Raw genomic sequence first — 15,080 nt, forward strand, 5'->3', positions numbered from 1 at the left:
GTGCCCGTAGGGCCCTTCGCGGGGGCCCAATGATCCTTCGTACGCCCATACTCGGGGTGTGACCACGAATGTGACCACGAAAGAGGGCGGCCCGTACGACGCCGTCGTGCTCGCCGGGGGCGGCGCCGCCCGGCTCGGCGGCGCGGACAAGCCGGGGGTGCGGGTCGGCGGCCGTGCGCTGCTCGACCGGGTGCTCGCGGCGTGCTCCGGCGCCGGTACGACCGTCGTGGTGGCCGCGCCCCGGCCGACCGTGCGCCCCGTCGTCTGGGCGCGCGAGGAGCCCGCGGGCGGTGGCCCCCTGGCCGCGCTCGACGCGGGGCTCGCGCGCACGACGGCGGAGCGGGTGGTCGTGCTCTCCGCCGACCTGCCGTTCCTGGGCGCGCAGACCGTGAGCCGACTCCTCGCCGCGCTGGCCGGGAGCGGGGCGGACGGCGCGGTCCTCACCGACCCCGAAGGCCGCGACCAGCCACTCGTCGCGGCCTATCGGCGTGCCGCGCTCCTGCGGGAGATCGCCGCGCTCGACGGACGGGGCAGCGACGGGGGCGGCGGGCACGACGGACGGGGCAGCCACGGGGGCGGCGGGCTCGCCGGGTTGCCGTTGCGGCGGCTCACCGGGCGGCTCTCCCTCACCCGGGTCGCCGACCCCCTCGCCGCTTTCGACTGCGACACCTGGGACGACATCGCCTCCGCCCGGGCGCGGATCAGGGAGCATGGCAACGTGTTGGATGAATGGATTTCCGCAGTCAAGGACGAGCTGGGCATCGAGCTCGACGTCGACACCGGCGCCCTCCTGGACCTCGCTCGCGACGCCGCGCACGGCGTGGCCAGGCCCGCGGCACCGCTGACCACGTTCCTCGTCGGGTACGCGGCGGCGCAGGCCGCGGCGCGCGGCGGAGCGGCCGGTGGTGCTGAAACGGTGGCCGGGGCGGTGGCCGAGGCGACGCGCAAGGCCGCGGCTCTCGCGGCGCGCTGGGCGGACGAGGACCAGCAGGACGCGAAACCCGGCACCCCAGCGCCCGGCTCCGCGCAATCCGGTTCCGCGATGCCTGGCTCCGCGCAGTCAGGCTCCGCCAAGCCCGGCCCCCCTCAGCCCGGCCCCCCGCAGTCAGGCTCCCCCAAGCCCGGCACCGCGCCCGCCACGCCTCCGGTCGCCGGATGACCGGGCAGCCCGTGTCGGACGCAGAGCTCGATGAGGCGCTCGCCCTGGTGAACGGACACCGTGACGCCCACGATGCCCCCAACTCCCACAACGGCCCCCACGCCCACAACGGCCCCAACCCCTCCAACGCCCCCGAAAACCCCGCCCCCCGGCCGTCCTCGCCACCCGCACCGGCCCCGCCCTCCCCAGCAGCCCCGCCCTCCATCCCCGCCGCCCGCGACACCATCTCCTGGTCCGCCGCCCGCGCCCGCGCCGAGCGGGCCGCCCCCGGGCCCGGCACCGAACCCGTCGACGTACCGCTGCACCGGGCGCTCGGCCTGATCCTCGCCGCGCCGCTCACCGCCCTCACGGACCTGCCGTCCTTCGACACCTCGGCGATGGACGGCTGGGTCGTCGGAGGACCCGGCCCCTGGACCGTACGGGCCGACGGGATTCTCGCCGGGCATGCCAGGCCGGAGGCCCTCTCCGACGGCGAGGCGGTCCGTATCGCGACGGGCGCCCGCATCCCGCAGGACGCCACCGCGGTGCTGCGCAGCGAGCACGGCAGGACCGACGACAAGGGCAGGCTGCATGCCCTGCGCGACGTGGTCACCGGGCAGGACATCCGGCCGCGCGGCCAGGAGTGCCGTAACGGCGAACACCTCATGCCCGCGGGCGCCCTGGTGACCCCCGCCGTGCTCGGTCTGGCCGCGGCCGCCGGGTACGACGCTCTGCCGGTGTTCCGCAGGCCCCGCGCCGAAGTCCTCGTCCTCGGCGACGAGTTGCTGACGGACGGCCTTCCGCGCGACGGGCTCATCCGGGACGCGCTCGGCCCGATGCTGCCGCCGTGGCTGCACGCGCTGGGCGCCGAGGTAACCGCAGTCCGGCGGCTCGGCGACGACGCCGAGGCCCTGCGCGACGCGATCACCTCGTCCACCGCCGACCTGATCGTCACCACCGGCGGCACCGCGTCGGGTCCGGTCGACCACGTCCACCCCATCCTGCGCCGGATCGGCGCGGAACTGCTCGTGGACGGTGTCGCGGTGCGCCCAGGGCACCCCATGCTGCTGGCCCGCGTCGGGCCGGGGCGGCACCTCGTGGGCCTGCCGGGCAACCCGCTCGCCGCCGTATCCGGACTGCTCACGCTGGCCGAACCCCTGCTGCGTACGCTCTCCGGCCGTGCGGCGGGCTGCGGCGGGCCGTCCACGTACACCGCTCCCCTGCGCGACGCCGTCCAGGGGCACCCGCACGACACCCGTCTCGTTCCCGTCGCCCTGCGCGCCGAGCGTGCCGTGCCGCTGCACTTCAACGGGCCCGCGATGCTGCGCGGGATCGCGGCGGCGGACGGGCTCGCCGTCGTGCCGCCCGGCGGGGCGCGGGAGGGCAGGGAGTTGGAGGTTCTCGACCTGCCGTGGGCCGTTCCCGAGGTGGGCACCGGAACGGGTGCGGGCGCGGCTTTGTACGGTGGTCCGATTGACGGGGGCTCAACCGGCCGAAGCGAGGACAGTGGGCCCGGGGATGGGGCAGCCGTAGACGGCGAGGAGCGTTTCACGTGAAACTTCCCGGGCATGACGCCATGGCGCGTCACCCCGAAGAGCACCACACGACACACCGCATCAAACTGCCCCAGCGCACGGTCGAGCGTCCGTTGCGCCAGGTCACCCGCCGTCTCGCGATGGCGCTGTTCGTGCTGGCCCTGACGACGTTCATCGTCTACATCGACCGCGGCGGCTACCACGACAACTCGGACGACCGCATCGACTTCCTCGACGCCGCGTACTACGCGACGGTCACGCTCTCGACCACGGGGTACGGCGACATCGTCCCGTACAGCGACAGCGCGCGGCTCACCAACATTCTGCTGATCACGCCGTTGCGCGTGCTCTTCCTGATCATCCTGGTCGGCACCACTCTCGAAGTGCTCACGGAACGGACGCGCGAGGAATGGCGTCTGTCCCGCTGGAGGTCCAACTTGCGTGAACACACTGTTGTCGTCGGCTTCGGTACGAAGGGTCGTTCCGCGATCCAGACGGTCTGCGCGACCGGCCTGAAGCCGGAGCAGATCGTGGTCGTCGACCCCAGCGCCAAGGTGATCGACGCGGCCACGGCGGAGGGGTTCGCGGGTGTCGTCGGCGACGCGACGCGCAGCGATGTGCTGCTCCGTGCCGAGGTGCAGCGGGCCCGTCAGATCATCATCGCGACGCAGCGCGACGACACGGCGGTGCTGGTCGCTCTCACCGCGCGGCAGCTGAACCGCGGGGCGAAGATCGTGGCGGCGGTGCGGGAAGAGGAGAACGCTCCGCTGCTCCGTCAGTCCGGCGCGGACGCCGTGATCACCAGCGCCAGCGCGGCGGGCCGACTGCTCGGTCTCTCCGTGCTGAGCCCGAGCGCGGGCATGGTCATGGAGGACCTCATCCAGCAGGGCAGCGGCCTCGACCTCGTGGAGCGCCCGGTCATAAAGGCCGAGGTCGGGCTGAACGTGCGGGAGACGGACGACCTGGTGGTGAGCGTCGTACGCGGGCATCGCGTGCTCGGATACGACGACCCGGCGGTCGGAAAGCTGGAGTTGACGGACCGCCTGATCACGATCGTACGAGCGTCACCCGGCACGGCCGTCGCTCCGGACATCAAGCCGCTGCGTCCGAACTGATCCCGGGAGAGGGGTGGAGCCCCGTGCCGCGGGCAACTCCTACGCCCGGCCCTTCGCCCCGTACGCGAGTAGCCTCGCCAGCATGTATGCGATCACGATCCCCGAACCCGGTGGCCCCGAAGCGCTCGTCTGGGCCGAGGTCCCCGATCCCGTGCCCGGCGAGGGCGAGGTGCTCGTCGAGGTCGCGGCGAGCGCCGTCAACCGTGCCGATCTGCTGCAGCGGCAGGGCTTCTACAACCCGCCGCCCGGCGCCTCCCCGTACCCCGGCCTGGAGTGCTCGGGCCGCATCGCCGCGCTCGGCCCCGGCGTCTCCGGCTGGACGGTCGGCGACGAGGTGTGCGCACTGCTCTCCGGCGGCGGCTACGCCGAGCAGGTCGTCGTCCCGGCAGGCCAGCTGCTGCCCGTGCCCGACGGCGTCGACCTCGTCACGGCGGCCGCGCTGCCCGAGGTCACCTCGACCGTGTGGTCCAACGTCTTCATGATCGCCCACCTCAGGCCCGGCGAGACGCTGCTCGCGCACGGCGGGTCGAGCGGCATCGGCACCATGGCCATCCAGCTCGCCAAGGCCGTCGGCGCGAAGGTCGCCGTCACGGCGGGCAGCAAGGAGAAACTGGCGTTCTGCGGCGAACTGGGGGCCGACGTCCTCATCAACTACCGCGAGCAGGACTTCGTCGAGGAGATCGAGCGCGCCACGGACGGGTCCGGCGCGGACGTCATCCTCGACAACATGGGTGCGAAGTACCTCGACCGCAACGTGCGCGCCCTCGCCGTCAACGGCCGCCTCGCGATCATCGGCATGCAGGGCGGTGCCAAGGGCGAGCTGAACATCGGCGCGCTGCTCCAGAAGCGCGCCGCCGTCACCGCCACCTCGCTCCGCGGTCGCCCGGCGGCCGAGAAGGCGTCGATCGTCGCCGCCGTACGGGAGCACGTCTGGCCGCTCATCGGCGGGGGCCACGTGCGGCCCATCGTGGATCAGACCGTGCCGATGCACGATGCGGCGGCGGCGCACCGGGTCCTGGAGGAGAGCAGCCACATCGGCAAGGTGCTGCTCACGCGCTAGCGGGGCACAGCGGGGCGGGACAGAGCGGGGGCCGCCTCCCTGCCCCGCCCCGCCGTCCGGCCGTCCGGCCGTCCCGCCGTCCCGCCGTCCGGCCATCCGGCCGTCCCGCCGTCCCGCCGTCCGGCCATCCGGCCGTCCCGGCATCCCGCCCAGGCCGGGATGCCGGATATGCCCCCTCATGTGACGCTGGTCCCGTGAAGCCTTTCCGGCCGAGCCACCGCGCGGCCCCCGCGATCACCCTGGTCGGCGCAGCGCTCCTCGCGACCATGACGGCATACGCCCCCGCTCTCGCCGCGCACGTCCCCGCCGCGCGCGCCCCCGGCACCAGCGTCGAAGAGACCGCCCGCGCCGGAAGCCCCGCCGGTGAGGGACGTGAGCGGCCCGGAGGGGCTCAGCCGCCCATCCTGGACCCGACGTCCGTGCCCCACACGCCGCCCCCGGTCGCCCCGCCCCCGCGGCAGCCGAGGCCGACCCCCGCGGCCCACCGGGACACCGCATCCGACCCCACCGAACGTGCCCCGGTCGGCCCCGTGCTGCCCAATTTCCGCGTCCTGCCCCTCGGCGGCGGGCTCGTCCTCATCGGGCTCGGACTGGGCTTCCTGGGGCTGCGGCTGCGCCGCGGCTGAGGGTGGATCAGTCGCGTATGGGGGCACCACCGATGTGTGACGTACGGGTGCGAGAGAATGGCGGCATGGAGATGCCGAGGAACGAACGGTCGCCGGAGAGCCCCCAGGTCCTGGTCGTGGGCCAGGACGGAATGGCACTCGGTGGTGGCGGAGACGACGAATCCCGCGAGGTCCCGGTGACGGAGATGGTCGAACAGCCGGCCAAGGTGATGCGCATCGGCAGCATGATCAAGCAGCTGCTCGAAGAAGTGCGGGCGGCTCCTCTCGACGAGGCGAGCCGGGTCCGCCTCAAGGAGATCCACGCCAGCTCGGTCAAGGAGCTGGAGGACGGCCTCGCCCCCGAGCTGGTCGAGGAGCTGGAGCGGCTCTCCCTGCCCTTCACCGAGGAGGCGACGCCGAGCGACGCGGAGCTGCGGATCGCGCAGGCTCAGCTGGTCGGCTGGCTGGAGGGCCTCTTCCACGGGATCCAGACGACGCTGTTCGCGCAGCAGATGGCGGCGCGGGCCCAGCTCGAGTCCATGCGGCGGGCGCTGCCGCCGGGTATGGGCGGCGGCGAGGAGGAGGACGAGGGCGGCGGCCTCGCGGGCCGCACGGGAGGCCCTTACCTGTAGACCAGCAGTACCCGCAGTACCCGCAGTACGCAGAGGGGCTCGGTACGCGCACCGCGTACCGAGCCCCTCTGCGTGCGAAGACCAGCGCAGATCAAGCAGGATTGCCCGAAGACACGTCGAACTGGATCTCCAGACCCTTCGGGTCGACCTCCGTGCCCTCCTTCGGGGTCTGCCGCATGACCGTGTCCTCGCCGTACGCGTTCTCGTCGACCGAGCGCTTGTCGTGCTGCCAGCCGGCGGACTGCAGGCAGGACAGGACCGACTTCCAGTCCTTGAAGGTGAAGTCGGGGACCTTGATCTTTTCCTCGTCGTTGTACCCGACCTCGGGGTCGGTGCACTTCTCGGTCTCCATGGTCATGGTCCGATTGGGACCCTTGTGACCCGCCACCGGCTGCTTCGACTTGTCGTCGGTGGGTTCCTTGCCGTCGTCGCCGCTGAGCGTCAGGGCGGTGATCAGGCCGCCGACGGCGATGAGCGCGACGACGATCGAGCCGACGATCACCGGCATGTTCCGCTTGCCGCCGCCGGAGCCGCCCGAGCCCCCGGAGCCGCCCGGACCGACCGACGACGCCGTCGTGGCGGGCTGCGGCGAGAGGTTGTACGGCGGCGGGGTGTGCGCGCCCTGCTGCTGCGGGGCGTACGCGTTGACGGGCGGCGGGGTCTGGTAGCCGCCCTGCTGCGGGTAGCCGTAGCCCGGCGTGGGTGCGGGGGACGGGGTGGCGGGGCCGTAGGAACCCGGCTGGTACGGCGTCTGGACGGCGCCGCTCTGCGGCATCGACGTGTCGACCGGCGGGAAGACCGCCGAACCGACGCCCGCGCCGCTCGCGGTCTGCGCGCCCGGCACGATGCTCGGGGCCGCCGCCTGGAAGGACTGGGCGACGCGCAGGCACTCGTCGCGCATGGCCTCGGCGGTGGGGAAACGCTCGTTCGGGTTCTTCTTCAGCGCGCGGGCGACGATCGCGTCGACGGCCGGCGGCAGGGAGCGGTTGATGGAGGAGGGAGCGACCGGCTCCTCCTGGACGTGCGCGTACGCGATGGCGAGCGGCGAGTCCGCCTCGAACGGCAGTCGTCCGGTGGTCAGCTGGAACAGCATGATGCCGACGGAGTACAGGTCCGAGCGGGCGTCGACGCCGCGGCCGAGGGCCTGCTCGGGGGAGAGGTACTGCGGGGTGCCGACGACCATGCCGGTCTGCGTCATGGAGGTGACGCCCGACTGCATGGCGCGGGCGATGCCGAAGTCCATGACCTTCACGACGTTGCGCTTGGTCATCATGACGTTGCCCGGCTTGATGTCGCGGTGGACCAGGCCCATCTCGTGGCTGATCTCCAGGGCCGCGAGGACGTCCGCGGTGATCTTCAACGCCTGGTCGGTCGGCATCGCACCGAACTGGGTGACGGACGCGTCGAGCACGGAGCCGAGCGGCTTGCCCTCGACGTACTCCATGACGATGTACGGCATCGTCGTGCCATCAAGGTCGTCTTCACCCGTGTCGAAGACCGACACGATGTTCGTGTGCGTGAGCTTCGCCACCGACTGGGCCTCGCGGCGGAAGCGCTCGCGGAAGGACTGTTCGCGGCCGAGTTCGGTGTGCAGTGTCTTGATGGCGACCTGGCGGTCCAGGACGGTGTCGTACGCGAGATGCACGGAGGCCATGCCGCCCTCGCCGAGCAGATCGCGCAGTTGGTAGCGGCCACCGGCCAGCGAACGCCCCGCGTACCGCCCCTGTGCGCCGTCCTGGCTGCTCATCTCGTGCGTCCCCCATCGGCGCGGCTGCCGGACGGCTCCGCGGCTCCTGATCGATTACCGCTATTCCAGGCCAAGTCTGCCCCAGGACGATGACGCGTCAAGCTCGGTGCCCGTTCCGTGACCGTACGCGCAAGAAGCGTCTCGGAAGCGTTACAAGTTTGCGCATGGGACCCCCGGGCGGCTTTGATGTCCGGTCCACCTCGGACCGGCGGGGCGCGCGAAGGCTGTAGCGTGGCCGACTGAGTACCCGGTATCTCCACGTACTCGGCACCAAGTACCACGACCAGAAACGACGGCGAGGACTGATGGCACAGACGCAGCGCGCTCAGGGCCCGTCCGACCCCGAGGCGACTGGCGGCGGTATGTCTGACGCGCCTGAATTGTGGGGTAACGGCGGGCTCGTCGGCGACGGCCGGTACCGGCTGACCCACAGACTCGGCCGGGGCGGCATGGCCGAGGTCTTCGCGGCCGAAGACGTACGTCTCGGGCGTACGGTCGCGGTCAAGCTGCTCCGCTCCGACCTCGCGGAGGACCCGGTCTCCAAGGCGCGTTTCACGCGTGAGGCGCAGTCCGTCGCCGGTCTCAACCACCACGCTGTGGTCGCGGTGTACGACTCCGGTGAAGACGTCGTCGGGCCGAGCGTCGTCCCGTACATCGTCATGGAGATCGTCGAGGGCCGGACGATCCGCGATCTGCTGATCAACGCGGAGGCGCCGGGTCCCGAGCAGGCGCTGATCATCGTGTCGGGCGTCCTCGAAGCCCTGGCCTATTCGCACCAGCACGGCATCGTGCACCGCGACATCAAGCCCGCGAACGTGATCATCACCCACACCGGTGCGGTGAAGGTGATGGACTTCGGCATCGCGCGCGCCCTGCACGGCGCGCAGTCGACGATGACGCAGACCGGCATGGTCATGGGCACGCCCCAGTACCTCTCGCCGGAGCAGGCGCTCGGCAAGGCCGTCGACCACCGCTCCGACCTGTACGCGACGGGCTGTCTCCTCTACGAACTGCTCGCCCTGCGGCCCCCCTTCACCGGTGAGACGCCGCTCTCCGTCGTCTACCAGCACGTCCAGGACCAGGCCGTGCCGCCGTCCGAGGTCTCGGACGCGGCGCCGCCGGAGCTGGACGGGCTCGTCATGCGCTCCCTCGCGAAGGACCCGGACGACCGGTTCCAGACCGCTGAGGAGATGCGCGGCCTGGTCCAGTACGGGCTGCAGATGCTGGCCGAGCAGGGCAGCCACACCGGGACCTGGAACACCGGACCCGTGGCGATGCACGAGGGCGGCAACACCTCGGCCATGGGCCTCGCGGGCACCACGGCGATGGCGCACCCGGACTCCGGTACGGCGCAGATCCCCAGTCCCATGCTGCGTCCGCCGGGCGACGACGGCGGCTTCGACGGCGGGCACCACGGCGGCAAGGGCCGCCGCGGCCGACTGTGGATCGTCGCCGTGCTCGCGATCATCGCCATCGCGGTGGGTGTGGCGTTCGCGCTCTCCGCGACCGACAAGAAGGACAAGAAGGACCCGCCGAAGACTCCCGCGACGAAGCAGTCGCAGTCCAAGGAGCCGAGCAAGAGCGCGGACGACGAGACGCAGGACGAGACGTCGGACCCGGACACGGGCACGGGCGGCGAGACGGACTACACCGAGCCGACGAACCGGCCGACGAACCCGACGTACCCGACGACGCGTCCGACGACGCCCACCGGGAACCCGACGACGCCGACCGGTGATCCGACCACGCCGACCGGCGATCCGACCACGCCCACCAAGGACCCGACCGAGCCGACGAGCGACCCGACCGATCCCGGTGGCGACGACGAGGGTGCGGGCAACGGCGGCGCCGACGGCGAAGGGGCCTGAGAGACAGGCCCCGGTCTACAGGATGTGCTGCAGCTGGCGGTCGTGGCCGGCGTGCAGCGTGTGGACCGTGCTGAACTGCGGCTCTATCCGCAGGTAGACCGGGTCGAAGAGCTCGCCGTCCATGTAGTGCGGGGCGGGCCCGAAGAGTTCGAGCTCCGCGTTGGTCGGCTCGACCCGGTCGCAGACGCCGACGAGCTGGACGGTCCACTGGCCGTCCCTCGCGCTCGCCACGTTGAGGTTGTCCGCGCCGTACGCGACGACACTGCCGACGCAGGCCTGGTGGTAGCCGTATCCCTTGTGCATGCGGAGCAGGAGCTTCTCGTCCACGACGATGTGCCGGGCCGCGGCGAGGAAGGGCAGCGCGCGCATGCTGGTCGCCACCCGGCCGTAGTCGGTGCGGCGGAGCAGTTCGAAGGCGAGCTGTTCGTCGGTGGACATGCCCCCACCTTGGTTCATGGACAGGGCGTCGGAAAAGGGGATCCCGCCCCCATCAACGAAGGACGTAAGTCCCTGAACCGCTGAACACCGTCATCCGTCGTGCCCCGCACGCCGTCATCCGTCGCGCCCCCGCGCGCCCCCGTGCTTCCCGCGCGCCGCCGCTCGCGTCAGTGCTGCTTCTCCGCCTGCATGCGCGCCACGTACGCCGCGGCCTGGGAGCGCCGCTCCATGCCCAGCTTGGACAGCAGGCTGGAGACGTAGTTCTTGATCGTCTTCTCGGCGAGGTGCAGCCGCTCACCGATCACGCGGTTGGTCAGGCCCTCGCCGATGAGGTCGAGGATCTTCCGCTCCTGGTCGGTGAGGTTCGCCAGGCGGTCGTCGCCCTTGGCGTTGTTGCCGTCGCGCAGCCGCGCCAGGACCCGGGCCGTCGCGACGGGGTCGAGCAGGGACTTTCCCGCAGCGACGTCGCGCACGGCGGTGAGGAGCTCATTGCCGCGAATGGCCTTGAGGACATAACCGGAGGCACCGGCCATGATCGCGTCGAAAAGGGCCTCGTCGTCGGCGAACGAGGTGAGCATCAGGCATTTGATGTCCTCGTTCTGCGAACGGATCTCGCGGCACACCTCGACACCGCTGCCGTCCGGCAGGCGCACGTCGAGCACCGCCACATCCGGACGGGTCGCGGGGATCCTGACCAGGGCGTCCGCCGCGGTGCCGGCTTCGCCGACCACCTCGATGTCGGCCTCCACGGACAGCAGCTCATGGACTCCACGCCGGACCACCTCGTGGTCGTCGAGGAGAAAAACCGTAATTTTTCCATCTTCGCGCACGGAGCCAGTCTCACACACGATCTCTTTGCGTGCCCGTGCGGAACCCTTCGGAACCCTTCCCGTCCCCGGGGTGGCCGGGATAACGTGCCGGTGTTCCGGCCCCCTGCCAGGCTGTGATCAGTGCTGTGACCAGGAAGTGTTCCCGGTTTTCTCGACATACTCGGAAATCCGAGTATGTCGAGCGACTGACCGTTTACTTGGAAATCCAAGCAAATTCGCAGGTCAGATGGGGTTTCACAGAAATGGGAAGCACTGGGTAACGTGCTTTGAGCAGGGCGCTCGCCGGGGCACCTGTCACGCCTGTTCCCGGCTGAGTCGCACCCACCCCGTGCGCGGGCACGGACCAGGCGAGCCGTACTGGTTTTCCCGGTAACCCCCGGGGGCCGGACCGACGGAGGAGCACACGTGACCGTGGAGAGCACCGCCGCGCGCAAACCGCGCCGCAGCAGTACCGGCAGCGGCAAGCGCGCAAGCGCCAAGAAGCCCGCGCCGCAGAAAAGCACCGAGCCCGAGCTGATTCAGCTGTTGACGCCCGAGGGCAAGCGGGTCAAGGACGCGAAGAACGCGGTGTACGACGCGTACGTCGCGGACATCACCGCGGAGGAGCTGCGCGACCTCTACCGCGACATGGTCCTCACCCGTCGCTTCGACGCCGAGGCCACCGCGCTGCAGCGCCAGGGTGAGCTGGGTCTGTGGGCGTCGCTGCTCGGCCAGGAGGCCGCCCAGATCGGTTCGGGCCGCGCCACCCGCGACGACGACTACGTCTTCCCCACCTACCGCGAGCACGGCGTCGCCTGGTGCCGCGGGGTGGACCCGACGAACCTGCTCGGCATGTTCCGCGGCGTGAACAACGGCGGCTGGGACCCGAACAGCAACAACTTCCACCTGTACACGATCGTCATCGGCTCGCAGACCCTGCACGCCACCGGTTACGCGATGGGCGTGGCCAAGGACGGCGCGGACTCGGCCGTGATCGCGTACTTCGGAGACGGCGCCTCCAGCCAGGGCGACGTAGCTGAATCGTTCACCTTCTCCGCGGTCTACAACGCCCCCGTCGTGTTCTTCTGCCAGAACAACCAGTGGGCGATCTCCGAGCCCACCGAGAAGCAGACCCGGGTGCCGCTCTACCAGCGCGCGCAGGGCTACGGCTTCCCCGGCGTACGGGTCGACGGCAACGACGTGCTCGCCGTGCTCGCCGTCACCAAGTGGGCGCTGGAGCGCGCCCGCACGGGCGAGGGCCCGGCGCTGATCGAGGCGTTCACGTACCGCATGGGCGCGCACACCACCTCCGACGACCCGACCAAGTACCGCAACGACGACGAGCGGGTGGCCTGGGAGGCCAAGGACCCGATCCTGCGGCTCCGGGCGTACCTGGAGACCGAAGGTCACGCGGATGAGGGATTTTTCGCGGAACTCGAAGACGAGAGCGAAGCGTTGGGCAAGCGAGTGCGAGAGGTGGTGCGGGCGATGCCGGATCCGGATCTGATGGCGATCTTCGAGAATGTCTACGCGGACGGGCACGCGCTCGTGGACGAGGAGCGCGCCCAGTTCGCCGCCTATCAGGCGTCGTTCGCGGACGCCCCCGCGGCCGGGGAGGTCAAGTAACCATGGCTGTCCAGAAACTTCCCATCGCCAAGGCGATCAACGAATCCCTGCGCACCGCGCTGGAGAACGACCCCAAGGTCCTCATCATGGGTGAGGACGTCGGCAAGCTCGGCGGCGTCTTCCGGGTGACGGACGGGCTGCAGAAGGACTTCGGCGAGGAGCGGGTCATCGACACCCCGCTCGCCGAGTCCGGCATCGTCGGCACGGCCATCGGCCTCGCCCTGCGGGGGTACCGCCCCGTGGTGGAGATCCAGTTCGACGGCTTCGTCTTCCCGGCGTACGACCAGATCGTCACGCAGCTCGCGAAGATGCACGCCCGCGCGCTCGGCAAGATCAAGATGCCCGTCGTCATCCGCATTCCGTACGGCGGTGGCATCGGCGCGGTCGAGCACCACAGCGAGTCCCCCGAGACCCTCTTCGCGCACGTCGCGGGCCTCAAGGTGGTCTCCCCCTCGAACTCGGCGGATGCCTACTGGATGATGCAGCAGGCCATCCAGAGCGACGACCCGGTGATCTTCTTCGAACCGAAGCGGCGCTACTGGGACAAGGGCGAGGTCGACAAGGAAGCGATCCCCGGCCCCCTGCACAAGGCCACCGTCGCCCGCGAGGGCACCGACCTCACGCTCGCCGCGTACGGCCCGATGGTGAAGGTCTGCCTGGAGGCGGCCGCGGCCGCCGAGGAGGAGGGCAAGTCCCTCGAGGTCGTCGACCTGCGCTCCATGTCGCCCATCGACTTCGACTCCGTGCAGGCGTCCGTGGAGAAGACGCGGCGGCTCGTCGTCGTCCATGAGGCCCCGGTCTTCCTGGGCACGGGCGCGGAGATCGCGGCGCGCATCACCGAGCGGTGCTTCTACCACCTGGAGGCGCCCGTGCTGCGGGTCGGCGGCTATCACGCCCCGTACCCGCCGGCGCGCCTGGAGGAGGAGTACCTGCCGGGTCTCGACAGGGTGCTCGACGCCGTCGACCGCTCGCTGGCGTACTGAGGGGGAGAGGGTTGTGACGACGATGACAGACACTGCTCTTGCCGAGTTCAAGATGCCCGACGTGGGCGAGGGACTCACCGAGGCCGAGATCCTCAAGTGGTACGTACAGCCCGGTGACACGGTCACCGACGGCCAGGTCGTGTGCGAGGTCGAGACGGCCAAGGCCGCCGTCGAACTCCCCATCCCGTTCAACGGGGTCGTACAGGAACTGCGGTTCCCCGAGGGCACCACGGTCGACGTCGGCCAGGTGATCATCGCGGTGGACGTGTCGGGCGGGGCGGGCGGAGGTGCCCCGGCGACCGCCGAGCAGGCGACGGTGCCCGAGCCGCCGCAGGCCGCGGAGCCGGTGACGGCCGCCGAGCCCGAGGCCGAGCCCGCCGCTCCCGAAGGCCGCAAGCCGGTCCTCGTCGGGTACGGGGTCGCCGAGTCCTCCACCAAGCGACGGGCCCGCAAGCCCGCCGCGTCGGAGACGCCCGCCGCTCCCGCCGCTCCCGCCGCTGAGTCGGCACCCGCACCCGCCCCGGCGCCGCAGTCCCCGTCCCTGAACGGGCACAACGGAGTCCGGCCGCTCGCCAAGCCGCCGGTCCGCAAGCTCGCCAAGGACCTCGGCGTGGACCTCGCGACGATCACCCCGTCCGGCCCCGACGGGATCATCACCCGCGAGGACGTGCACGCGGCGGTGGCCCCTGCCCCGGCCGCCGCACCCGCCCCGCAGGCGCCCGAGGCGACCGAGGCACCCGCCCCCACGCCCGCCGCCGCCCCCGTGGTGAGTACGGACGCACGCGAGACCCGCATCCCGGTCAAGGGCGTCCGCAAGGCCACCGCGCAGGCGATGGTCGGCTCGGCGTTCACGGCGCCGCACGTCACGGAGTTCGTGACGATCGACGTGACGCGGACGATGAAGCTCGTCGAGGAGCTCAAGCAGGACAAGGCGTTCGAGGGGCTGCGGGTCAATCCGCTGCTGTTCATCTCCAAGGCCCTGCTCGTGGCGATCAAGCGGAACCCGGACGTCAACGCGGCCTGGGACGAAGCGAACCAGGAGATCGTCCAGAAGCACTACGTGAACCTGGGCATCGCCGCGGCCACCCCGCGCGGTCTGATCGTGCCGAACATCAAGGACGCGCACGCCAAGACCCTGCCCGAACTGGCCGAGTCGCTCGGCGAGTTGGTGTCCACGGCGCGTGCGGGCAAGACCTCGCCCGGCGCCATGCAGGGCGGCACGGTCACGATCACCAACGTCGGCGTCTTCGGCGTCGACACGGGCACGCCGATCCTGAACCCCGGCGAGTCCGCGATCCTCGCGGTCGGCGCGATCAAGCTCCAGCCGTGGGTCCACAAGGGCAAGGTGAAGCCCCGTCAGGTGACGACGCTCGCGCTGTCCTTCGACCACCGCCTGGTGGACGGGGAGCTCGGCTCGAAGGTGCTCGCCGATGTGGCGGCCATCCTTGAGCAGCCGAAGCGGCTCATGACCTGGGCGTAAGCACCAGAGCGAAGAAAAGGGCCCCGCCGCGACATCGCGGCGGG

At 71.2% G+C, this 15,080-nt stretch carries 13 protein-coding genes; 10 read left to right on the top strand and 3 right to left on the bottom strand.

Annotation, left to right across the window (positions count from 1 at the left end):
- Nucleotides 1-58: 58 nt before the first annotated feature.
- The 6 genes from NOO62_RS20650 to NOO62_RS20675 all read left to right on the top strand — a co-directional run bounded on the left by NOO62_RS20650 (nt 59) and on the right by NOO62_RS20675 (nt 6,085).
- Nucleotides 59-1,159, top strand: a complete 1,101-nt coding sequence (locus NOO62_RS20650) for an NTP transferase domain-containing protein (RefSeq protein ID WP_268772363.1) — start codon at nt 59-61, stop codon at nt 1,157-1,159.
- Nucleotides 1,156-2,694, top strand: a complete 1,539-nt coding sequence (locus NOO62_RS20655) for a molybdopterin molybdotransferase MoeA (protein ID WP_268772364.1) — start codon at nt 1,156-1,158, stop codon at nt 2,692-2,694. The genes NOO62_RS20650 and NOO62_RS20655 overlap by 4 nt, the downstream gene beginning before the upstream one ends.
- Nucleotides 2,691-3,788, top strand: a complete 1,098-nt coding sequence (locus NOO62_RS20660) for a potassium channel family protein (protein ID WP_268772365.1) — start codon at nt 2,691-2,693, stop codon at nt 3,786-3,788. The genes NOO62_RS20655 and NOO62_RS20660 overlap by 4 nt, the downstream gene beginning before the upstream one ends.
- A gap of 82 nt (nt 3,789-3,870) precedes the next feature.
- The gene (locus tag NOO62_RS20665) at nt 3,871-4,848 is read left to right on the top strand and encodes an NAD(P)H-quinone oxidoreductase (protein WP_268772366.1); all 978 of its coding nucleotides are present in this window, start codon (nt 3,871-3,873) and stop codon (nt 4,846-4,848) included.
- Nucleotides 4,849-5,042: 194 nt separating this feature from the next.
- Nucleotides 5,043-5,474, top strand: a complete 432-nt coding sequence (locus tag NOO62_RS20670; RefSeq protein WP_268772367.1) for a hypothetical protein — start codon at nt 5,043-5,045, stop codon at nt 5,472-5,474.
- A 65-nt stretch (nt 5,475-5,539) separates the two neighbouring features.
- Nucleotides 5,540-6,085, top strand: coding sequence for a bacterial proteasome activator family protein (locus NOO62_RS20675; RefSeq protein WP_268772368.1), 546 nt, complete (start codon nt 5,540-5,542; stop codon nt 6,083-6,085).
- A gap of 91 nt (nt 6,086-6,176) precedes the next feature.
- On the opposite strand, the gene NOO62_RS20680 is transcribed toward NOO62_RS20675, so the two are convergent.
- A complete protein-coding gene (locus NOO62_RS20680; RefSeq protein ID WP_268772369.1) occupies nt 6,177-7,832 on the bottom strand; it encodes a protein kinase domain-containing protein in 1,656 nt (551 codons plus the stop codon).
- A gap of 305 nt (nt 7,833-8,137) precedes the next feature.
- Here NOO62_RS20680 and NOO62_RS20685 point away from each other — a divergent pair, with 305 nt between their 5' ends.
- Nucleotides 8,138-9,700 carry a protein kinase domain-containing protein gene (locus NOO62_RS20685; protein WP_268772370.1) on the top strand — a complete coding sequence of 521 codons (1,563 nt, stop codon included), beginning with the start codon at nt 8,138-8,140 and terminating at the stop codon, nt 9,698-9,700.
- Between the two features lie 15 nt (nt 9,701-9,715).
- On the opposite strand, the gene NOO62_RS20690 is transcribed toward NOO62_RS20685, so the two are convergent.
- Together NOO62_RS20690 and NOO62_RS20695 are read right to left on the bottom strand one after the other, a co-directional pair.
- A complete protein-coding gene (locus NOO62_RS20690) occupies nt 9,716-10,138 on the bottom strand; it encodes a pyridoxamine 5'-phosphate oxidase family protein (RefSeq protein WP_268772371.1) in 423 nt (140 codons plus the stop codon).
- 167 nt (nt 10,139-10,305) lie between these two features.
- Nucleotides 10,306-10,968 (bottom strand): response regulator, encoded by a 663-nt coding sequence (locus tag NOO62_RS20695; protein WP_268772372.1) that lies wholly within the window; start codon nt 10,966-10,968, stop codon nt 10,306-10,308.
- A 405-nt stretch (nt 10,969-11,373) separates the two neighbouring features.
- Between NOO62_RS20695 and pdhA the strand changes: the two genes are divergently transcribed.
- The 3 genes from pdhA to NOO62_RS20710 are packed head-to-tail and all read left to right on the top strand — an operon-like array spanning nt 11,374 to nt 15,036.
- The gene (pdhA, locus tag NOO62_RS20700; protein WP_268772373.1) at nt 11,374-12,573 is read left to right on the top strand and encodes a pyruvate dehydrogenase (acetyl-transferring) E1 component subunit alpha; all 1,200 of its coding nucleotides are present in this window, start codon (nt 11,374-11,376) and stop codon (nt 12,571-12,573) included.
- Nucleotides 12,574-12,575: 2 nt separating this feature from the next.
- A complete protein-coding gene (locus tag NOO62_RS20705; RefSeq protein WP_268772374.1) occupies nt 12,576-13,556 on the top strand; it encodes an alpha-ketoacid dehydrogenase subunit beta in 981 nt (326 codons plus the stop codon).
- Between the two features lie 13 nt (nt 13,557-13,569).
- Nucleotides 13,570-15,036, top strand: coding sequence for a dihydrolipoamide acetyltransferase family protein (locus tag NOO62_RS20710; protein WP_268772375.1), 1,467 nt, complete (start codon nt 13,570-13,572; stop codon nt 15,034-15,036).
- The last annotated feature ends 44 nt before the right edge of the window (nt 15,037-15,080 follow it).

Origin of the sequence: Streptomyces sp. Je 1-369, assembly GCF_026810505.1 — a bacterium.
GTDB lineage: Bacteria > Actinomycetota > Actinomycetes > Streptomycetales > Streptomycetaceae > Streptomyces.